The following is a 20,407-nucleotide window of genomic DNA, read 5'->3' as shown; positions in this document are numbered from 1 at the left end:
TAATACAAGCGCACCTTCCACAGTGCCTACATGCCGCCTTTACTATAAGGCTTTAATGTGTAGTTGGGTGGACTGTTTAATAACGAAAAAAAGGAAAAAACATGTTTCATTTTTATCAATATTGGGAGGGTGATAATGACAGTATGGCTTAGTGCAGGCATTATTTTCACTCTACTTTCTGTAGCCTATATTTTGTTTAAATGGGGCAACATGAAAGTGGTCGGCGTAACGCCAGTTAGAACCTTTACCTTTATTGCCATTCTCTTTACCTCAGGTTTGGACGTGGGCCTTATTATGTTCCCGCTCACTGAATTTGCTGGTTATGCTGACATAAGCGCAAGTCCTGAATATGCCTTCACCAATCCGCTCGCCATTGAGTTTGGGTTCTGGGGATTCTTAATTTGGGGATTCTACTTTCTTACTTGTTTTTATTTCTGCGTAATCGAACCGAAAGTAAAGTTCTTCGAGCTTCCCGTTGTTAAGTTCGTAAACAACGTTGTAATCATCGGAACCTGTGCTTTCACGGCGTTTCTACTGCTGTCTAACCTTCCGTGGTATTTACCGTCGGTAGGCGACGGAGAATCTGTCGTGCCTGCGTTCTACCTGATTGTGTTTGCAGCCATTGCTTTTGCCGTATATTCGAGCACTAGCATTAAATACGTGCGTATTTTAAGCCTTACAACCACATGGGTATTCATCGCACTCATTGTTGGCATGTGGGCGGCAGCATTTGTATTTGGCGAAAGTGAGATAACGGCTTATTTTACCAACCTAGGTCTTATTGGTGGGTACTTTGCGAACATCGATAACTTCGTATTACCCATTAATGAGTATCACGAGTTCTATCTATTCTGGTGGTTCAGCTGGAGCATCATGATTGGTCAGTTTACGTCTCGTTTTGTGGGCGGTCTTAAAACTTATCAAGTCATGTTGGCTATGATGGTCATTCCATCTATTCCCATTGCGGCTTGGTTTTCGGTACTGTACCACTATCACAGTGCAGGTATTCCTACTGAGGGGATAACCAATTTAGCCATGGTGTGTGTGGGTGTCGTCTTTGTGATCAACTCACTTGATTCACTGATTAGACTGTACACAGATAATCTAAACATGACCGTTGAACGCATCGGTAAAGGCAATTACATTGCTCTCAATATCGTGGCGCTTTCGCTACTCACGCTGCTGTTCAAACTAGACTTCTTGCAAATTCAGTGGGTGGGTGCGTTAGTTATCGCTATCTTCTTTAGCTGCTTTGCTTTCATTCTAAGTCAGAAGTTTAAATCGGTGACGGCCATCAAAACATCGCCGAAAGAAAACAAAATCGACTTTACCAAGATAGAAAATCTCAACTAATTAAATCAATCACTTCTTACCTCATTAACATTGGCTCACTTTGAGCCAATGGGGGTAAGTGTTGCCCGAAACCGGCGTAAAAGCGCATTAACTAGGAAGCGGGCCAAATAAAACAACGATAAAAACAGGTGTTTAACAATGAAAAAATTGAATTCTTTTTTTACATCCACGCATATTTTCACAGTGGCTATTGTCGCAGCGTTATATTCTTCAGCTTCATTCGCTGATTGGAGCGCCAATATCTCTGCGGTTTCAGATTATACCTTCAACGGCGTTAGCCAAACACAAAACGACCCTGCACTACAAGGCGGTGTTGATAAAGCATTTGATAACGGCACTTATGCAGGCACGTGGGCATCTAATGTAGATTTTGGTGGCGATACAAACCTTGAATGGGATTTTTACGTGGGTCGTTACCAAATGCTAACCGAAACGGTGAGTTTGGACTACGGCATCGCTTATTACTCTTATCACGGTGGCGATGATTCAAGTGATGGCAATTACCCAGAGGTGTATACCAAGTTTGGTTATGCCAGTGACTACGGTAGCTCAGAACTAAACTTCTGGTACACGTGGGATTACTTTGGAACAGGCGCAAAACACGCTATCGCAATGGTTGCTCATACCTTTGAACTAGCACCCAACCATCATTTACGTGCAAGCTTTGACGTATCTAACTCACTAGACAGTGACAAGTGGCTGTGGAATGGTGATGACACCTCTTTCTACCACTACCGTTTGGCTTACCAAACAAGCTATGAAGGGTTCGATTTCGAAATTGCTGCTGAAAACACCAATCTTGATTTTGATACCGCCGATGAGCGCATTGTGTTTGGTGTATCAAAAACCTTCAGCTTCTAAACGTTGAATTGGAAAGTGGTTCTTCAGAACAAGAGCCACTTTCCTTATCAAATGCTATGCGTGCTCGCACTATGCTGCTTCAACTGTACTCGGTCAATTTAACTTAGCGATACGACGGTTAAAAAGTCCACGCAACAAAACGACTCAATTTACTTCCCTGCCCCATATCAATCACTTTACACTGCGCAGCACCGTAATAACCAATACTGGTTTTAATTGGTTTCAAATGGGCACTCTTCGACACCAAGCAGGTGAACCATTCTACATTGTCTTTTACAGAGACACTCTCTTTAACCATGCGCTGAATAAAGGCAAGTTCACCGCCTTCGCACCACAGTTCATTCGCTTGGCCCGCAAAATTCAAGTTTGCGTCCTTACCTTGGTAAGCGGCATTTTTACCTTGTAGCTTGGATGTACGATGCCCAAAACCTTGCTCACGATTATCGGTGAACTTCGCACCACTTCGTTTCTGTTTATTGCGGATTAAATTAGATGTCTTCCTTCGCGTGCCTGATAGTGCCTCTTGCGCAGACTTATGAAACGGAGGATTGCACATAGTAAACGTAAATCGTTCATTTGCTTCAATCACGCCGTTGAAAATACTTGCTCTATTCAATTGTTTACGCACTTGGAATTTATGGGCTAACACACTATTTTTACTAGCAATAGCTTTAGCACTTTTTACTGCGACGTCGTCAACATCACTCCCTACGAACGACCAGTCATAGGATGTAACGCCGATAATAGGATAGATAGCATTTGCGCCTACGCCTATATCAAGCCCACGAACGTTTTGATCTTTCCCCTGTTGACTCTGCTCACCCTGCGCACTGCTGCTCGTTGATTTCAATAAATCAGCAATACCGTGGATATAATCTGCTCTTCCAGGTACAGGAGGGCATAAGTAGCCATCAGGAATATCCCAATATTCAAGGCGGTAGTAGTGATGAAGTAAGGCCGCATTAAGCACCTTCACCGCTTTTGGGCTGGTGAAATCTATACTGGTATTGCCGCTTTTAGCACGAACAAGAAAAGACTTGAGCGCTGGGTATGTCTGGCACAGCGTATCCATAGGATAGCCGTTCTTGTGAAGATTTTTTGGGTGCATGAAGCGCTACTTTTTGTGTGAAACTAAGAACTGGGATTGCACGTTTTCATCGAGCAACTGGGCACCGCTACCTTGGGCTGCCACTTTATCGTCGGTATTGTAAAGCCTACAGCGGTCTAATGACAAACACCCACAGCCAATACAGCCTTCTAACGACGTCTTCAAACTGGTCAGCGCTGCAATTTTTGCTTCGATATGCTGATTAAACACCGTACTTAATTTTGCCCAATCAGCTTGTGTTGGCGTTCTGTTGTCTGGAAGTGTAGACAACAGACTCTTTATCTCAGCAAGGGAATACCCCATATTTTGCGCGATCAAAATAAAGGAAACTCTACGAATGACAGAGCGAGGAAATGCTCTATTTCCGCCATTTGTGCGCACAGAAGGAATAAGCCCTTCGTTGGCATAATAGCGAATTAATGAAACAGCATTGCCAGTACGTTTAGCAATAAAGCCAATGCTTACCATAGGTTCTGGTGCCATAACGCCCCTTTTCCAATTTCGAAATAGCGGGTAAAAAATGCTTGATCTAAAGTTAGCTTTAGATATTAAGCTGTTTTTCGTTGATTATCTACACAAGGAAAAACACATGACAACTGCATACTTAGAGCACGCGAATATCACCGTTGAAAACCCAGATGAGCTAGCCAGCTTACTTTGTACGCTATTTGGTTGGAAAGTACGGTGGAGCGGCGGCGCCAAAAATGACGGCTACACGGTGCACGTAGGAAACGATAAAGACTACCTAGCCCTTTACAGACCTAAAGCTATCAATGATATTGAAAGCGATTATAAAACCCTCGCCAATATCAACCACATCGGTATTGTTGTGCCTAATTTAGACGAAACAGAGCAGCGGGTTCTGGCACTAAATTTCAATACTTTTAGCCATGGCGATTATGAACCAGGTAGACGCTTTTATTTCATGGCTCAGCAAAACATAGAGATTGAAGTCGTTTCATATAACTAGGGCTATTAATTGATACGCCTAGCTGAACTTTCAAATTTAGTGTTAGATTAACGTTACCCCACTCGTGCGCGTTTTACTTTGTATTTTTGTTTGCTAGGTTTGTTTACTAAAAATGAACGCGCACTGTGGTCATTTTAATAATAATAGACAGGAAACATGGATGAGAAAGTTACTAGCGATAAGTTTAGGTTTAGTAATGTTGTCCCTATCGGCAAACGCATGGGCGAATAACATTCTTAGTATGAAACAGCGAAGCGAGCTGATTGATAAAATCACCGTTGAACGCTTCAATTCTGTGCTGCCCCAAATTATGGAGCGTGAAGGCATCGACATGTGGGTGTTAATGTCCCGGGAATACAACGAAGATCCCGTTTTAAAAACCATGTTACCTTCTACTTGGATTTCCGCACGACGTCATACCATGTTAGTCATTTATAACCCCGGCAATGGTCAACCGCTAGAACGTTTGGCCGTTGCAAGATATGCGGTAGGGTCACTATTTAAAAAAGCGTGGGATAAGGAAGCACAACCCGACCAGTGGAAGGCATTGAAACACGTTATCGAAGCCCGGAATCCCGCTAAAATTGCCATTAATACGTCTGATTCATTTGCGCTCGCTGATGGCATGACCTCTACCGAACACGATAAATTTATGGCCGTACTTCCTGAAGCGCTGAAAAGCCGCGTTGTAAGTGGCGAAAGACTCTCAATCGGTTGGCTGGAAACGCGCAGTGACCTTGAAATGCAATATTATCCGGTACTTACTCAAATTGGTCATTCATTGATAGCAACGGCATTTTCAAATGAAGTTATAACCCCTAACGTGACCACCACTGACGATGTAGTATGGTGGCTGCGTGATCAAACGCGCGCTTTAGGGCTGACCAACTGGTTTCATCCTACTGTCTCAATTCAACGTAAAGACAGTGAAGTCTTCGACCAAATTACCGCGTTTAGCAAGCGTCCTGGTGAAAACATCATTCGGCCGGGCGATCTCATTCATGTCGATTTCGGCATTACTTACCTTCGACTTAATACTGATCAACAGCAGCATGCTTACGTGTTAAAGCCTGGTGAAAAAGACGCGCCAGCTTCACTTAAGGAAGCACTTAAATCTGGAAACCAGTTGCAGGACATTCTGACCGGTAATTTTAAAGTAGGCAGAACAGGTAACACTATTTTGAGTATGTCGCGACAGCAGGCTATCGAACAAGGCATTACGCCCGCTATTTACACCCACCCGCTTGGTTTTCATGGGCACGCGGCAGGTCCAACGATAGGAATGTGGGATGCACAGGAAGGAGTACCAGTTCAAGGTGACTATCCAGTGTTTGCACAAACGGCTTATTCGATAGAACTCAATGCAGCAAGCTTTATTAAAGAGTGGAACAAAGAAATTAGAATTATGCTGGAAGAAGATGCATTTTTTGATGGTCAGTCAGTAACCTATTTAGATGGCAGGCAAACTGAGTTTCATTTGATTCATTCAGATGAAAACCAATAACTATAGGTGGAGCGTTACGCCTATTTTAAGACCTATACGAAATGAAGAAACTGAACGGCGCGGCTAAAGGTTGGCCGATGCGAGAAGATTTACGTAGAATTAAATTAAGCGAAGCGTAAAGTATCAGGCCTTTCGCCCTTTCAAGCGAAAGGCCATGAAACTGTACTAAATATTAGCAGTAGGTTGCTATCCTAAAACGCAGTCTTATTCAGCAGCAGTGCGAACAACTACGTTCTCTGCACTGTATTCGCGAACAAAGTCAGACATTGTTTTGTGGTTACAAATAATGTTCTCACCTTCCAAACCAAACTTCGCTAGTGCCGCTTCTTTACCTACTGAAAGCGCTTCTAGACAAGCCTGTGACGCAACATCTTGGTTTTTAGCAACAAGTGCTACAGTTTTCGCGTTTTCAGTCGCCTTGTTGTTTTTGTACATGTAAGCAAAAGTGCGAAGCGATTCGCCGTTGCAACGTACAGATGCACTGAACTCTTCTGCATTAAAACCTTTTGAACGGATAAGACGCAATGCAGGACCAAAACCATCTTCAGCAGCAGTTAAACATGCTTGTGTTTCGATGTTGTCGTTAATTGGCTTTAGTACAACATCTTTTGCGAAAGATTGAGTGGCAGCAACAGATAGTGTTAGAGCAATAGCGAAAGTAGACAGTTTCATTTTTGAATTCCTATTTTGTAACTAAATTAGATATCACCTGAGTGATGAATACATTATGAACAATACTTTCAAAAAATAAAGCATTTTTCGTAATTCAATTACAGAAATAGCAAAATAAACAGACAAATCACGACAAAACTGAAAGTTATTTACAAAAACCAACATATTTTATATAAAATTTTACATATAAGTCTTTTTAGTTACAGATTTCCAAAAGGTCGACTAGGGTTAAACTTCCACTATTTGAGGTGGTTCATTGAAGTTAGACCGAACGACTTGATCCCTTCCACTGCGTTTCGCCTCATAAAGAGCTTGGTCAGCATCATTCAACCATTCGTTAAGAGACTTAAATCGATCATCAAATGCTGATACACCTATACTTACTGACACTTTTCTTTGTCCAAGCAAAGTACAGTCCTCTAGCTCTCTAACTTTAACTCTGATCCTCTCTGCTATATCCATGGCTTGCGCAGCATTTAGGTTATTAAGTATTACCGCAAATTCTTCACCACCGTAACGACCTGCATAATCTCGCTCTCTAATACAGTCCATCACTTGCCCAGAGACCATAGAAATAACTTTATCACCCACTGTATGACCGAAGTTATCGTTAATAGATTTGAACATATCGATGTCAATAAAAAGCAGTACTGCCTCTTCGCTTCTACGACTCTTACTCAACATGGAGAAAGTTTGCTCCAGTTTCATTTGCAAGAATCGACGGTTGAGCATTCCCGTTAATAAGTCTGTTTTGTTTGCGATTTCAAGCTTTTCGTAGGCTTTTCTCTTGCTTACAATCATTTTGACTAAGAATATCGCCATCAATGAAATGGAAACGATACAGAAAACAAGGAGTTGATTAGTTTGTTCTAGCTGACGTGCTTTGTCTCTTGAATCAAATAGTGCCTTACGCTCCTGCTCTTTCGCATTCGTTAGCTCTTCCAAGTAATTCAAACGGTCCATTGTTACGTCAAAGCGGAATCGCCTAAACTCGGCTTGAATCTGCTTTAATGCACTCGCAACGTTACCTTGTGACGATGAAAGCAATGTGTTGGCAATTTTGAATTCTGAAGGCTCGTCTAAGCCATTAGAATTAAGTACGTTACTTAAATACTCTGACAATTGATTTGCTCGCTCTAGTTGACCAAGGGAGGCGAGTAACTCAACTTTCAAAAACTTACCTTGTAACTTCCAGCGCTCGGGTACTGAATTGTGGCCATTTTCAGCCTGCTCCAACAGTACGAGAGCTTCTTTGTTTTTGCCTAATAAAAATAATTGTTCAACTTTCTTTAGTGAGGCAAAGTAAATCTCGTTTTGATCCTCAGATGCGGTCGCGTAGGCCAAATATCGATCGGTGTAAGTGCCTACAATATTGGGGTCACCTATTTGCTTTAGAAAGTAGCTAATAACGTTGTAAAAATGAATGAAGTATTTAACGGGTATATCATGAGCTTCACAGAAGTCTATATATCGATTTAAAAGCTCAATTTTGATAGAGGGAACGTTTTCTACTACATAGGCAGCGTGTAAACCCATCATCAGATCCCCCACTCCAGAGTTATTTTCTGATAAATAGTTTACTTCCGTGCCAAGAAGCATGGCCTCTCGACTACTCCTTTCAGATAGCGCGACAAAAACAATATAGTTGAACTTGAGTGCGTCTTTTACCTGTGAAGAGAGACCGGAATAGTACCTTTTTAAATCATCACTTCCAGCGCGCTTCCCTTTGACCCTGTCCAAACGGCTGAGAATAGCAATTTCGGATAGCTTCGCAAAAGCGAGTTGGCTTTCAGACTTCGTATTCAGAGCGTTTTGTTCAATTGACTTTACTTGCTCTAGAGCGAGTGAATATTCGTCGTAAGATATATAGTAATACATCAACAATTTACTCAACTCGAACTTTGATTGAAGCGGCGAACTCAATGCACCGAGTTTATGGAGTTTATCTTGAGAAGATGCATCTAATTTATTGGCTAACCGCTCCAATAATTTTTCAGCGCTATCGGCATAAGTCCTATCAGCATTCAATTCAGAAAAATCATTGATATTAGCTAACGCCTGTAGACTGAAAAGACAGGTGATCAATAGATAATGTTTGAGGCGCATTTGAGTTGACTTCATTTGAAGGGAATATAAGGACTGAGAATGCTTCAAGACGTGCTCCCCTATTTTAGTTATAACTTAATGTATAGCACTAAAACTTCTTTAAGGAGCAAACGCTTACCTATACTTCAGCAAAAACGTCGAAAAAGAACCAACATTTTCATCCTAGCAAACTTTTAACTAGCCTCTAGGCTCGAAGCATCAGCAAACCCTTATATTACTCTAATTCGTCAACTTAAACAATTAAGTCATGCATCCAATTTAGTGAAGGCAACTGCTGCTCTGGTTGGTAAAAGAGTCGATTTAGTCTACCTAATAAATTAACCGAACGGCTGGGATCGTGCGCTTTAACCCTATGCTCACTTTCGGTTAGCATGAACTCCCAAGGCTGAAGATTGAGTTCGTCTACTTCTTCCTGCTTAACGCCCAGTGATTGCAATGTTGACAAAATTCGCTCCGTTTTACTTTCGGCAATAGGAATGATTTCGTTGCCGTATAAATCATCGAGCGGCGCATTGATAGTTTCTAACGTGTGATTTATTGCTGCCCACACATCATCGTGGTCAAACGCCCAGCCTCGCGGAGCATAGTACCCCTCTATTTCCCACTCAAACTCTGCGTTGCTTACAGCAATAGAGCTTTCTGCTTCAGGAGAATAAGCTAGATCGGGTTTAGCGCCAATGTTGTAGGCGTCTACACTCATGGCGACGCAAATGATCAAATCACCACAATGTTGCTTGTTTGTGTAAAGCGCTTCAAATGCTGCCCGCTTAACCCCCATCCAACCGTGTACTCTTGAGGGTTGTTCAACAAAGTGTCTTACATCATCGGGTAAGTCTTCGCCATAGGCATTGATGAGCAAAGGAAGCGGATTTTGATCTGGCGCTTCATCTGGCATCCACACTTCGTATTCTTGTCGGTTGTCAGCTTTTCCGCGACTTTTAATTCCGAACGACAAATTCACAGGGCGGCAAATACTTCTATCTTCATCCACTTTGTGAAAATACTCAGAACGCATACGTTTAATAAATGGCGCGTCTAGCCCAGCCAACGCTGCCGTTGGGTAGCGATAGCCTATTTCACTATGCTCAACCATATGTAACGTGGGAATAGCCTGTGTCAGCTTATTCTTCAAGCCCGACAACGCATGAACTTTAGGCAGTACAATGCTTCTCTCTGGTTCGATGGTAAGCCGACTTCCACCTTCAGTTACAAACTTTGGCGTTTTATGAAATTCATACCCCGTAAACCCCAAGGTATCTACAGCGGCGTTTCGATACTGAGAAAGCTCATTGAAAAGCGCTGTATGATTACGAATATGCTTAAATAACGGTCTTGATGCGGTCATCTTCTCTCCATTTACGCTACTTCCATTAGAGCTAATTACACTTAGCGTTCTATGCGGCCAAATAATTACTTACCGTCTCATCTCTCTGACTGTTCTCACACAATACATCTATATGTGAAATTTACGCTCAACTGTGTGTAACGTATCTGTAACCCTCTTTTTGAGCTGTTTACCTTTAATCTCGCTTAGTTTTGATTTAAAAAGCGGTGCCAAATTTGTGCGCCAGCATCATCGTACCGTTTTACTAGATTACGGTAGCGCTCACGCATTGCTACATCTGCAAGTGGCGATGGCAATAAGGGGTCAAACACCAAGTGGTATAACGCCCTGTCTCCTATCACATAAGATTCTTTGGTTGCTTCTTCAAGGGGTAAAGACGTTAATCGAGCAAGAGATTCCTCTATTTCGATGCATCCGTCTTTATAAAGTGCCTCTAGGTTTAGGTGGCTCCATAATCCCATCGCCCTGCTGTGTGATTTAGTGTCAAAGTCGCTGGCACTAAACACGAGCGCCTTTCTCGATAGACCAAGTGTGTAAAGTTTGTCTCTTACTTCGCCTGCTCCGCCTGAGAAATTGTTCGGTCTGAGGTAAACGTCGTTTGTCAGCTTTCTCATCCCCAAAAGCTTCAGCGCTCGTTCATTATTTCTGAGCTGCTTTTTATCACTTTTAGGAAGCGTGCTGGTTTGAGCGACAACCCAATCGTTTTGCCAGGGTACAAGCCCATCCTCATCCTCTCGCCACTGATGAATTTCCTTTGCAAAACGAATGCCTTTGTCGCCCAGCTTGTAAAAACCGCGTTCAACCAAGGTAATAAGCTGTGCAGACTGTAAACGCGTGAGCGTTACCCGAATGTTATTTTCAGAAATACCAAACAGCGCCCCTACGCGAACAGCTGCGCTGGCATTCATTTGAATATTGTCACGGGAGCCCAATAGCTTTAGCAGTAGCTTTCTTGCATTGGGCTTTTTCTGTTTTTCTAATTGCAAACTCTATTTACTTCTTTGTCTCAGATAGGACGTAATTTTAATTGAAATATAAGTTGGCTTAAGGCCAAACATATACGCATTCATCATTATATAAACACGCGCCGCGCACAAATATTACATGAAATACCAATTTACAACTATTAATGTAATGTTTTAAGGTAGTACTTGGAGATAGTGCTTTAACGTAGCCCTTTAAAGTAAAAGCCCATTTCAAGGGTACACCTTGTATATTCACCAAGTGGAAATGCCATGACTTCATCAAATCGATTTGTTACGCACGTTGTAGAAAACCAACCCACCATTTCCACGCCCTACAATTTGTGGCGTGATGACACCTTACTGCGCGTGTTAGTCGATCAGCATTTGCCATCATCCCACCAGCATGACGAAGGGTTATTAGGCCAGTATGGTCAAATCGCGGGGGATGCACTTATGGCTCACGGAGAGCTTGCTAATAAGAATAAGCCAACTCTCCACACATTCGATCGCTATGGCCGCCGCATTGACGATGTTGAGTTTCATCCCAGCTATCACGCGCTTATGGAAAGTGCGATGCAGCACAATGTACACAACTATTCGTGGAAGCATGAAGGCATTGAAGGCGCACACACCTTCAGGGCAGCGCTAATGTATATGCATTATCAGGCTGAGTCTGGCACGTCTTGCCCGCTGACTATGACCCACGCAGCTATTCCGGCCATGCGGTATGGAAAGCAGCTGCCACCCGTATACCTAGAGAAAACCATTAATGGTGTTTATGATCCTCGTTCCCTGCCAGCTAGTCAGAAACATGGACTGACCATTGGTATGGGGATGACTGAGAAACAAGGTGGGTCGGATGTTAGGCGTAATACCACTACAGCGGTTAAACAGGCTGATGGAAGTTACCATATCGTAGGGCATAAATTCTTTTTCTCAGCCCCCATGTGCGACGCTCATCTTATACTTGCGCAAGCCGAAGGCGGACTAACCTGTTTTTTACTACCAAGGTTGTTGGAAAATGGTGCACTCAATAACGTGCGAATTCAGCGTTTGAAAGACAAGCTGGGTGACTGGAGCAATGCATCGTCTGAAGTTGAATTTCAGGAAGCCACGGCATATTTGATTGGCGAAGAAGGCCGTGGTGTGCCGGTGATCATAGATATGGTGTCGCTTACGCGGTTAGACTGTATGATTGGCTCATCAGCACTTATGCGACAATCACTGATTCACGCCTTACACCACGTAAGTCATCGCGACGCATTCGGCAAGACCTTAGTCAATCAGCCTTTAATGCAAAATGTGTTGGCAGACCTCACCATTGAATGTGCGGCTGCTACTGCACTCACTATGCGCGTTGCCAAAGCGGTTGATAGTGCATCGAGCAATAATCATGAAGCTGCACTGGCAAGGCTGGCCACCGCCATTGGAAAATACTGGGTTTGTAAACGCACGCCTATGTTTGTTAACGAAGCTCAAGAGTGTTTAGGCGGTATTGGTTACGTTGAAGAAAACCCCATGCCACGATACTATCGCCAAGCGCCTCTGAACTCTATTTGGGAAGGAAGCGGAAACGTACAATGTTTAGATGTACTGCGCGCACTCGCCAAAGAGCCCAATGTTAAAGAGGCTTTGTTTAGTGAGCTTAAAACACAAGCAGGCAAAAACAAGCACTATGATATTCATCTTAGTAAGCTATTTGACGAGCTATCAAACACGCAGAATATGGAAACGCGCAGCCGATATTTAACAGAACAAATGGCGCTAGCGCTACAAGCATGTTCACTTCTTGCTACGTCACTTAATAACGACAACGCCCTTATCGACATTGCCCACACCTTCTGTGAATCAAGGCTTGGCAATGCATGTGGTTTTGCCTTAGGTACATTACCCGACACCACACCGTTTGAGAAAATTATTGCGTTTGGGCAGGTATCGTCTAGGGCCTGTTGACCTTTGGTGTACGAATTTTGGTCTAAATGGAAGCCTTTTAATCGCGAAACAGTCCTGCAAGCCTAGCGGGCTAAGTTAAAGGACTGTGACAAAGAGTAAAAGGCTTCCATAACGACCCCTTCGGGCAGCGCCTTTGTGCCATCTATACTGCGTTGAATGTTCTCGATTTAGAACCACTAAACCGTCAAACATTCGCCTTGTCTAGATGGCACACAGACCGCTGCAAAAATGTACAGCAAAGGTCAACAGGCCCTACCTAGCCAATGCACAGAAGCTATAGTTAAGCTCCTGTGCGCAAGAGGAATTAACTCACAACTTAAAAAGGGTTAACCGAATACCCTTTTTGTGCCAGGCGCGCGTGGGCTGTCATGGCTGACAAATCCATTTTCACTCCGTCTATCAACGCACTTTTTTCAACGCCATGGGCAGCGGCAGACTGCCCACACACTATTATGTCTACACCTTTCTCCATCAACGCTACAAGTAGCGTTTCGTTTCCATTAGGTAAGCCCTTACGCTCTTTGAAGTTTGCAGTTTTAAGCACTTCTTCTGTGGCAGAGCCGTGAACGACAAGCGCAAGCGAAAGATTTTCCTGCTTAACGCCGTTGGCTACGTGCATATTGATAAACCGTGCCAGTGATTCAAACTTGCGGTTTACCTCACCAGGGCTTGCCGCTTTGGCTACGTCAAACGCAACCTTGAATGTCTGATTTTCAGGAAAACTTACGCCCTCAACATGAGCATGCTTGCCGAAAGTGTCAAACACAGGGCCATAATCAAAATCTGATTTAGCTGAAGCTTGCCCGGCTACTATGAGTGCTGCTGCAAACCCCAGTGACGCGCTGCCGCTCCCTTTTGTGATGCTCATCGCTAATTCCTCGAACTTTAACGCGCAGGTAGCGCTGTCTTATACACTTCAAATGTCATGTCGCTAACATCACTACCCGCATCTTGTATTTTGCTATTGGTATAGTAAAGCGCATTGTTGTAGATACTAAAGGTATCAGCCCAATTCACCACATCACCCTTCACAAGGGTGCGAAGGTCTAGGCTTGGCGTAAGGTACTGTACTTCTTGCTTTTCCAAGTCGGCCAAATAAACATTACCTTGATGAAAAATCATGCCATCTGGTGCGCCTGTCGTCGCTACTTTTCGCACTTTTTCTGCCAACACGTCATTTGACGATTTCTCGATGTCAGATGTGTTGATGGCATACAGCGAATAGCCAGACAACGCGTGAAAATATAGTGTATCGTTTAACGTATCAAGCGCGATCCCGTCAGACTGAACAGGCATAGTAAAGGGTTTGCCCTGAATACTTAACGCATCGACTTCAGCTTTAGTGGTTTTATGGTTATCTAAAATACGATAGCTGGTATTGTCATCAAGGTTATATACCACTAAACCCGCGTGAGCCGAGTCGGTCATATAAATGCGATTCGTTTTTTCGTCTACTCGCAAGTCATTAATGTACGAATCAGGATGGTAAGCGTCTTCGCTAAGTATCAAGGTTCCTTCTATCTCGTTTGAGGCTAAATCAACAACAAATAAGCGAGGTGCATCCACTACACCTTTAAACTTAGGGTTTCGGGTGTCCAATACATACAGCTTATCCTTGTGCGCAACCACTGACTGCACCGCTAAAAAGCAGTCTTTTCTTACTTCACTTTGTGCCACACATTCATTTGTTTGGCTATTAGGGTAAGCGACAAATTCTCCAGTGTCGGTAACCTGAGCTACGGAAAAGCGAACGCCGTCACGCCAGTTAGGCGCATTCACAAATACACGACCATCATTACTTACCGTAACACCGGTAATTTGCGTGCCCTTTATGTCGCCCACTAATTCAACATTCGCGTCTGGTGAATGTTGCGCGATTGCATTTACAGAAAAAAGTGCGGCGACACTCGTGGCAAGTACCCCTTGTTTTATACGCTTTGTATTCATGTCCTTTTACCTTTAATTAGTGGCTTAGCTTGTCAGCACACACCACAAAGCGGTGCGCATTAACAAAACTGAATGGAATAAAGCATACGGTCATATTGTGAATGTGGAACACCTTTTAGCGGCTTATCTATGCAGGCTGACGAAAATCAAGTGGTGAAACTAGCTTTACCACTTATGAGATCCAAAACACGGTATGCTCTCGTTTAAGTTAAGAGCTAACAAACTTTACTGAAATTATGCACAGCAGTATGATGAAAAAACGTGGAACTGGTTTAATGCAAAAGGCAAAGTATTTGAAAACAGTGCTACTTTTAACAGCATGTATGGTCGTGGTTGCAGCATGCAGTAGTAGTAAGCCTCAGGTAAATATGGATGAAACACAAAACTTTGCCGATATTAAAACGTTCTATATTCAGCCTCCTCTAAACCCAATCAACGCGACGCTGGCCAATCATCTTTCCTCAGCCATTACCCAGCGCCTCATTGAGAAAGGCCTCACCCCATCTTCGGAGGAGGACGCCGATATCGCGGTGGGATACCTACCTTCCACCACCACTAAAGAGGATGGCACCACCTTGAATCTAGGGCTGGGCACTGGAAGTTACGGTCGCTCTGGCGGCATTTCATTGGGCAGCATTTTTAGCATTCCGGTTGGAGAGCAAACCACGCTTCAACAAGGGCTTCAAATTGACATGGTTAAAGACGGTACATTTGTTTACAGCGCGTCAGGAGCGGTAGAGCTGGAGTCGAAAGACAGTATCAGCATTCAAAATAAACTTGATGAACTCGTCATCAAGCTCCTTGAACAATATCCGTCGAACAGGTAGCTCACACCTGGGTCAACAATTAAGAACTGACTTCTTCGCTAGGGGCTCGCAAGAGCCCTTACTCCATAAAAACTCTTCATAACGATGAACTTGGCGCTGATTTTGCACTTTATTTTGCATATGAATGCCTACATTAGGTCCCCACTTTTATGCCCCACGCTATGAAGTGAGCTACACAGAGTCAAAAATGGATACCACATACAGCCACTTGTCATCTTCACCTTCACTATTCAATTACTTGGGCGACACAGCAAATGCCCAAAGCGCACTTCAAGATGTTGTAGAAAAATCCAAGCAGGCCAATGCTCTCGGTGATGCGTTTAGTGCGTTTAATGGTGAACTACAGGGCAATCAAATTGACACATATCTTGAAAAAATAGAAAGCGGCGAGGCCTCACTCAACGGCAACACAATTGCAAACTACCTCGATTTTAATCGGCAAAAGCTTGCCTCGGAATTAAGTGATTTAGCGGCAAAACTTGGTATTTCAGACGATACAAAGCTAACGGTGAGTAAAGGCGAGCTGGTAATTGAAAGCAGTCAGGGCGAGCAAGAGCTTGATAAAACCACGTTGCGCCTACAACAGTACCTAGAAAAGGACACCAACCTTACGTCACTTATTCAACAAACATCTCGTCTGTCTCAGTTCAAAGAATGGGGAGATGCCACGACATTTGCATCAACACTACAAGAGAAAGGCACTGACGAAGCGACTATCCAGTCATTTTTAAAAGAAGCCCGAACGTCAGTGACGTCTGACAATACGCTGATATTCAATAAAAACGGGTTCGGCTTTTCTTCCGATGGTAAAACTGATGCGCTAATTGATGCATTTGATAAGCAGTAAGGGCAATCTTACAAAGTGAATAAGTCTCTATTCATTACCTCCCTCTTACACGAGAGCAGGTAAGTACGGAATATCACAAATTAAGAATCACTTTTTCTGTGCGAAATTAGAGGAAGTCGACGCGAAATAACGCTATGCTTGACTGCATGATGAAGTGCAGATTGACATAATGGCAGCGCAACAGCCGCTTTCCGTTCAGCAAAACCTTACCATTAGGTTATTGCGCGTATTGCGATACAACAAAGCACGTATTGAGCGTGCACTCACGCTCATGCCTGAAAAGCACAGGCCGCTTTTTCATGTGCTACCCTTTCTTGTGCATGTTAACCACGAAGCCCTTCCAGGATATGTGGCCCCACTCACTTCGGGTGAAACCGTTCCATTTGGTATCAACAATTACTCGTTTAGACCTGATGTAGAACAAGCTTTGCAGCGCTGTTTTCCTGCACAGAGTCACTTGTTTTCAGACATTAAGCAAATTTGGCCAAGACAGCGGGCGGTTGATGCACTAGTTTTAATGGGTAGCGTGGGGACTATTGCTCAGACTGACGACTCAGACTTTGATTTTTGGGTGTGTATTGACGGTAAACGTTTTTCGACGACTGAGCTGACTTTACTTCAACAAAAGCTAACAGCCATTGAAAAATGGGCGGATAACACCTTTGGTATTGAAGTGCATTTCTTTTTATCTGAGATAGATAAAGTTAAGCAAAACAATTTTGGCGTCGCTGAAGGTGAAAGCGCGGGCTCGGCGCAAGCCCTGTTTCTAAAAGCTGAGTTTTACAACACCAATATAGTAGTAGCAGGCAAAGCGCCGTTTTGGTGGCTTACTCCAGAGAAAACAACAGAGAAGCAGTATCAGGCTATTTACAATAGTTTGGAAAAAGGCGGCTCACCAGACGTAGACTGGTTCATGGACTTGGGTCACTTAGAGCGACTAGACGCAAGCGAACTTTTTGGCGCCGCCATCTGGCAATTAGGCAAAGCCATGGACTCGCCATTCAAGTCCGTATTAAAAATGGCAAAGCTTGAAGTATACCTTGCCAATATCTCCCACGGACAACCACTGTGCAACCTTTTGAAAAAGCATGTACACCGCGGTGCTGAAGCTCCAGGGCATGTTGCAGATATCGACCCCTACGCACTCATGTTTGACGAACTCATCGCTCACTACAAAGCCAATGGTCAGGCGGAAGATATTGCTGTATTGCAGCAGTGTTTATATTTGAAATGTGGGTGTACATTGAGCCACCCGCTTGTAGAAGGTGAGCAAGCGAATTTCAAACGCAAAATTATGGCCTCGTATGCAAAACAGTGGGGGTGGAGCCGCAAACTACTTGCCCACTTGGATAACCAACAAGATTGGACATTCAATGAACGTGTGCAGCTGAGCCGTCGAATTCACCGCTTTTTATTAAAGTGTTACCGCCGTATCTCCAAAGAGATCAGTCATCATCAACAGGTGATGGATCAAAAAGACATGACCGTTCTAGGTCGCCGATTAAGTACCTATTACGCTAAAAAGCCGGATAAAATTGAGTTTTTGCGACGCGCTTTTGATGAAAGCCTTTACTGTGAAAAGATCACCATTGCTATGCGTCAGCTCAAAAATGGTGATGAAGTATGGTCAGCCTATGCTGGTGATTTACTGAGCAAATCGGGCATTATCGACGATTCACAGAAAGTTACTCAAGCGGCTAGCGCCATTGCACTGATGGTCTGGCTTGTGTCGAGCAAAATAATAGATACAAACAGTAAGGTTTATCTCGATTACAATTACGGTGAAGTGAGCGAACTAGACTTGAACGATTTGCTTAAGCATTTGTGCAAGTATTTTCCTCCTGTCAAAGTGTCGTCACTACCGCGTAATGACTTGCTGGCGCCAGAACGCATAACGGCATGTTTTGCCATTGTGAACTTCCCCACCCTACGCCAAAAAGCCACGGTAGAGAATGTATCCATTCTTTATACGACGTCTTGGGGTGAAACCTTTTTGAGACACGGCAGCGACGTGCTGGATACGCTGTGGTACGACTTACAAGAAGTAACCCCAAAGCCGCCGTGCTATGTAATGGTGCCACGTGGAAATCAACAAGCACGAATACTCGGCGAGTTCTTAGAAGCTAACGAGCTTAATTTCACCGTTTTATACTGATACACCCAACGTAACGCTTTCAAAGAAGCGCCAAGCGTAGTACTCCATCTCACACTATCTCTCCGTTTAAAAAACATGCAGAAAAAGCTTGCGCTTTAGAATTACAAGTGTAATCTAAAAGCATGGACTACAAATGTAATCAAAATAAAAGACGTCGTAATTATGAGTAAAATGTCAGACAAACCCGAAATTTCAAACGCTGAATTTGAAGTGCTGGACGTACTGTGGGACGACCATCCTGCCACGTCGAACGAGGTTATTGCGCGACTTAATGACAAAAAAGACTGGCACGAAAAAACCGTCAAAACCTTGTTAGGCCGCTTGGTAAAAAAAGAAGTGTTAGGGTTTGAAAAGCAGCAGCGCCAGTATCTTTATTATCCACTGATTGCTAAAGAAGACTATACAAAAAAAGAAACCACAAGTTTTGTTAGCCGACTGTTTAAAGGCAAGATCGCCCCTATGGTCGCTGGTTTTGCAAATCAAAACTCGTTATCTAAACAAGATGTGGACGAGCTCAAAGCCCTTATCAAGAAATGGGAAGAAAACAATGATTGATTGGATTATTGTTCAGCAGGGTGTTTTGTCGCTAGCGCTTGTTTTACTCATGGTGTGCGAACACTTTTTCACTAATAAAATTGGGGCTTCGCTTACCTATAAGCTATGGGCGCTGATACCAGCTTGCCTCATAGTCAACAACCTTCCAATGTCGCTGGTTAACATTCCATCAAATAGCTTTGCTCGCTATGTGGTTGGCGTTAAGCCCACATTAAACACCGTTGAGTTTGAAACCTGGTTTACTGTATGGGCAATTGGCGTAAGCGCAATTACAGCCTATGTCTTAGCGCATCATCTTAAAATATGGGCATCGATAGGAAAGCGCAACGCTATCCACACCAATGCCTACTATTCCAGTAAAGCTACCACACCTATGCTATTTGGTTTTATCTTCCCAAAGGTGCTTATTCCCTTCTCATTTAAAAGTGCATTTTCGATTCAACAACAAGCACTGGTATTAGAGCATGAGAACGTACATCGCAAGCATTACGATCACCTGTGGAACGCGTTAGCGCTGGTTATCGCTATTGTATTTTGGTTCAACCCACTGGTTTGGCTTGCGCTAAAATCCTTCAGAATTAATCAAGAATTGGCTTGTGATCACGCAGTACTGAAAGACAAGACAGACAACGAAAAACTCACCTATGCAAAAGCACTCGTGCAGTGTGCCGAGCATGGTTCAGACGCCCTGCACTTTACACGCGGGCTTTACCCAACCTTTGGAGAAAAAAGGACTATGATCAAACGTTTAAACGCGATAAAGCAACCTATGCGTAACAATAAGGTACTAGCTGCAGGCGTACTTTCAATTGCCGCCATGCTCACCATCAACACGGCTTTAGCCAATGCGCCAGTAGCAGAGACCAAATCTGAAGCTAAGATTAACCAGGCATCGCCGGTTAAACGCGTTCCACCAAGCTATCCAGAAAAAGCAGCGCAGCAAAATGTAGAAGGTTTCGTTGTACTCTCCTTCGATATTACTGAAACGGGCGCTACAGATAATGTAAAAGTAGTAAAATCGGTACCTGCTGGCGTATTTGATAAAAGTGCAAAAGTTGCCCTGAAACAATGGGAATACAAGCCTCGTATTCAAGGTGGCAAAGGCGTGAGGCAGACCGGCCTTCTGGTGCAGCTAGACTATCAACTTGGTGCCTCTCTTGATACGGCGAGTGTTGAAAAGAACGCTTCCCCTGATGTAGAGCGTATAATCGTTCCACCCAAACAGAGCAAGTAAGCCCC

General features: G+C 43.6%; 18 protein-coding genes. 10 read left to right on the top strand and 8 right to left on the bottom strand.

The window, feature by feature from the left end:
• Positions 1-135: 135 nt before the first annotated feature.
• Together QME20_RS05655 and QME20_RS05650 are read left to right on the top strand one after the other, a co-directional pair.
• Complete coding sequence (locus tag QME20_RS05655) at positions 136-1,353, top strand: BCCT family transporter (RefSeq protein WP_187446756.1); 1,218 nt, start codon at positions 136-138, stop codon at positions 1,351-1,353.
• A 138-nt stretch (positions 1,354-1,491) separates the two neighbouring features.
• A complete protein-coding gene (locus QME20_RS05650; RefSeq protein WP_014979915.1) occupies positions 1,492-2,214 on the top strand; it encodes a TorF family putative porin in 723 nt (240 codons plus the stop codon).
• A 118-nt stretch (positions 2,215-2,332) separates the two neighbouring features.
• Here QME20_RS05650 and rlmF read toward each other — a convergent pair whose 3' ends face one another.
• Both rlmF and soxR read right to left on the bottom strand, forming a co-directional pair.
• The gene (rlmF, locus tag QME20_RS05645) at positions 2,333-3,322 is read right to left on the bottom strand and encodes a 23S rRNA (adenine(1618)-N(6))-methyltransferase RlmF (protein WP_278346147.1); all 990 of its coding nucleotides are present in this window, start codon (positions 3,320-3,322) and stop codon (positions 2,333-2,335) included.
• A 6-nt stretch (positions 3,323-3,328) separates the two neighbouring features.
• The gene (gene soxR / locus QME20_RS05640; RefSeq protein WP_014977126.1) at positions 3,329-3,805 is read right to left on the bottom strand and encodes a redox-sensitive transcriptional activator SoxR; all 477 of its coding nucleotides are present in this window, start codon (positions 3,803-3,805) and stop codon (positions 3,329-3,331) included.
• 106 nt (positions 3,806-3,911) lie between these two features.
• Between soxR and QME20_RS05635 the strand changes: the two genes are divergently transcribed.
• Complete coding sequence (locus QME20_RS05635) at positions 3,912-4,292, top strand: VOC family protein (protein WP_069944783.1); 381 nt, start codon at positions 3,912-3,914, stop codon at positions 4,290-4,292.
• A gap of 160 nt (positions 4,293-4,452) precedes the next feature.
• On the top strand, positions 4,453-5,796 hold the full coding sequence (locus tag QME20_RS05630) for a M24 family metallopeptidase (RefSeq protein WP_101565404.1): 1,344 nt from the start codon (positions 4,453-4,455) through the stop codon (positions 5,794-5,796).
• 204 nt (positions 5,797-6,000) lie between these two features.
• Here the strand turns inward: QME20_RS05630 and QME20_RS05625 are convergent, their stop codons facing one another.
• From QME20_RS05625 to QME20_RS05610, 4 genes are all read right to left on the bottom strand, one after another.
• Positions 6,001-6,468 carry a hypothetical protein gene (locus QME20_RS05625; RefSeq protein ID WP_014950289.1) on the bottom strand — a complete coding sequence of 156 codons (468 nt, stop codon included), beginning with the start codon at positions 6,466-6,468 and terminating at the stop codon, positions 6,001-6,003.
• A gap of 228 nt (positions 6,469-6,696) precedes the next feature.
• Positions 6,697-8,622 (bottom strand): GGDEF domain-containing protein, encoded by a 1,926-nt coding sequence (locus QME20_RS05620; RefSeq protein WP_281715595.1) that lies wholly within the window; start codon positions 8,620-8,622, stop codon positions 6,697-6,699.
• 184 nt (positions 8,623-8,806) lie between these two features.
• Positions 8,807-9,919, bottom strand: coding sequence for a hypothetical protein (locus QME20_RS05615; protein WP_281715594.1), 1,113 nt, complete (start codon positions 9,917-9,919; stop codon positions 8,807-8,809).
• Between the two features lie 185 nt (positions 9,920-10,104).
• Positions 10,105-10,905 carry a PaaX family transcriptional regulator gene (locus QME20_RS05610; protein WP_039228509.1) on the bottom strand — a complete coding sequence of 267 codons (801 nt, stop codon included), beginning with the start codon at positions 10,903-10,905 and terminating at the stop codon, positions 10,105-10,107.
• A gap of 249 nt (positions 10,906-11,154) precedes the next feature.
• On the opposite strand from QME20_RS05610, the gene QME20_RS05605 reads away from it, so the two are divergent.
• The gene (locus QME20_RS05605) at positions 11,155-12,837 is read left to right on the top strand and encodes an acyl-CoA dehydrogenase family protein (RefSeq protein ID WP_281715593.1); all 1,683 of its coding nucleotides are present in this window, start codon (positions 11,155-11,157) and stop codon (positions 12,835-12,837) included.
• Between the two features lie 316 nt (positions 12,838-13,153).
• Here QME20_RS05605 and QME20_RS05600 read toward each other — a convergent pair whose 3' ends face one another.
• The gene (locus QME20_RS05600; protein WP_281715592.1) at positions 13,154-13,705 is read right to left on the bottom strand and encodes a DsrE family protein; all 552 of its coding nucleotides are present in this window, start codon (positions 13,703-13,705) and stop codon (positions 13,154-13,156) included.
• Positions 13,706-13,722: 17 nt separating this feature from the next.
• Positions 13,723-14,784 carry an L-dopachrome tautomerase-related protein gene (locus QME20_RS05595; protein ID WP_281715591.1) on the bottom strand — a complete coding sequence of 354 codons (1,062 nt, stop codon included), beginning with the start codon at positions 14,782-14,784 and terminating at the stop codon, positions 13,723-13,725.
• Positions 14,785-15,059: 275 nt separating this feature from the next.
• On the opposite strand from QME20_RS05595, the gene QME20_RS05590 reads away from it, so the two are divergent.
• From QME20_RS05590 to QME20_RS05570, 5 genes are all read left to right on the top strand, one after another.
• Positions 15,060-15,611: a DUF4136 domain-containing protein gene (locus QME20_RS05590; RefSeq protein ID WP_281715590.1), complete on the top strand. Its 552-nt coding sequence runs from the start codon at positions 15,060-15,062 to the stop codon at positions 15,609-15,611.
• 187 nt (positions 15,612-15,798) lie between these two features.
• Positions 15,799-16,458 (top strand): hypothetical protein, encoded by a 660-nt coding sequence (locus tag QME20_RS05585; protein ID WP_239257960.1) that lies wholly within the window; start codon positions 15,799-15,801, stop codon positions 16,456-16,458.
• 169 nt (positions 16,459-16,627) lie between these two features.
• Positions 16,628-18,613: a class I adenylate cyclase gene (locus tag QME20_RS05580; RefSeq protein WP_281715589.1), complete on the top strand. Its 1,986-nt coding sequence runs from the start codon at positions 16,628-16,630 to the stop codon at positions 18,611-18,613.
• 162 nt (positions 18,614-18,775) lie between these two features.
• Positions 18,776-19,168 (top strand): BlaI/MecI/CopY family transcriptional regulator, encoded by a 393-nt coding sequence (locus tag QME20_RS05575; RefSeq protein ID WP_014950296.1) that lies wholly within the window; start codon positions 18,776-18,778, stop codon positions 19,166-19,168.
• Positions 19,161-20,402: a M56 family metallopeptidase gene (locus QME20_RS05570; protein ID WP_281715588.1), complete on the top strand. Its 1,242-nt coding sequence runs from the start codon at positions 19,161-19,163 to the stop codon at positions 20,400-20,402. The genes QME20_RS05575 and QME20_RS05570 overlap by 8 nt, the downstream gene beginning before the upstream one ends.
• Positions 20,403-20,407 lie beyond the last annotated feature (5 nt).

This window comes from Alteromonas sp. CyTr2 (assembly GCF_947311905.1).
GTDB lineage: Bacteria > Pseudomonadota > Gammaproteobacteria > Enterobacterales > Alteromonadaceae > Alteromonas > Alteromonas macleodii.
The sequence above is the reverse complement of the archived record's forward strand: the minus strand, read 5'-3'. Positions and strand labels throughout refer to the sequence as shown.

Coding starts and splice junctions, on each gene's coding strand:
- QME20_RS05655 (WP_187446756.1), top strand. CDS start 136: ATGACAGTATGGCTTAGTGCAGGCATTATTTTCACTCTACTTTCTGTA.
- QME20_RS05650 (WP_014979915.1), top strand. CDS start 1,492: ATGAAAAAATTGAATTCTTTTTTTACATCCACGCATATTTTCACAGTG.
- rlmF (WP_278346147.1), bottom strand. CDS start 3,322: ATGCACCCAAAAAATCTTCACAAGAACGGCTATCCTATGGATACGCTG.
- soxR (WP_014977126.1), bottom strand. CDS start 3,805: ATGGCACCAGAACCTATGGTAAGCATTGGCTTTATTGCTAAACGTACT.
- QME20_RS05635 (WP_069944783.1), top strand. CDS start 3,912: ATGACAACTGCATACTTAGAGCACGCGAATATCACCGTTGAAAACCCA.
- QME20_RS05630 (WP_101565404.1), top strand. CDS start 4,453: ATGAGAAAGTTACTAGCGATAAGTTTAGGTTTAGTAATGTTGTCCCTA.
- QME20_RS05625 (WP_014950289.1), bottom strand. CDS start 6,468: ATGAAACTGTCTACTTTCGCTATTGCTCTAACACTATCTGTTGCTGCC.
- QME20_RS05615 (WP_281715594.1), bottom strand. CDS start 9,919: ATGACCGCATCAAGACCGTTATTTAAGCATATTCGTAATCATACAGCG.
- QME20_RS05605 (WP_281715593.1), top strand. CDS start 11,155: ATGACTTCATCAAATCGATTTGTTACGCACGTTGTAGAAAACCAACCC.
- QME20_RS05600 (WP_281715592.1), bottom strand. CDS start 13,705: ATGAGCATCACAAAAGGGAGCGGCAGCGCGTCACTGGGGTTTGCAGCA.
- QME20_RS05595 (WP_281715591.1), bottom strand. CDS start 14,784: ATGAATACAAAGCGTATAAAACAAGGGGTACTTGCCACGAGTGTCGCC.
- QME20_RS05590 (WP_281715590.1), top strand. CDS start 15,060: ATGCAAAAGGCAAAGTATTTGAAAACAGTGCTACTTTTAACAGCATGT.
- QME20_RS05585 (WP_239257960.1), top strand. CDS start 15,799: ATGGATACCACATACAGCCACTTGTCATCTTCACCTTCACTATTCAAT.
- QME20_RS05580 (WP_281715589.1), top strand. CDS start 16,628: ATGGCAGCGCAACAGCCGCTTTCCGTTCAGCAAAACCTTACCATTAGG.
- QME20_RS05575 (WP_014950296.1), top strand. CDS start 18,776: ATGAGTAAAATGTCAGACAAACCCGAAATTTCAAACGCTGAATTTGAA.
- QME20_RS05570 (WP_281715588.1), top strand. CDS start 19,161: ATGATTGATTGGATTATTGTTCAGCAGGGTGTTTTGTCGCTAGCGCTT.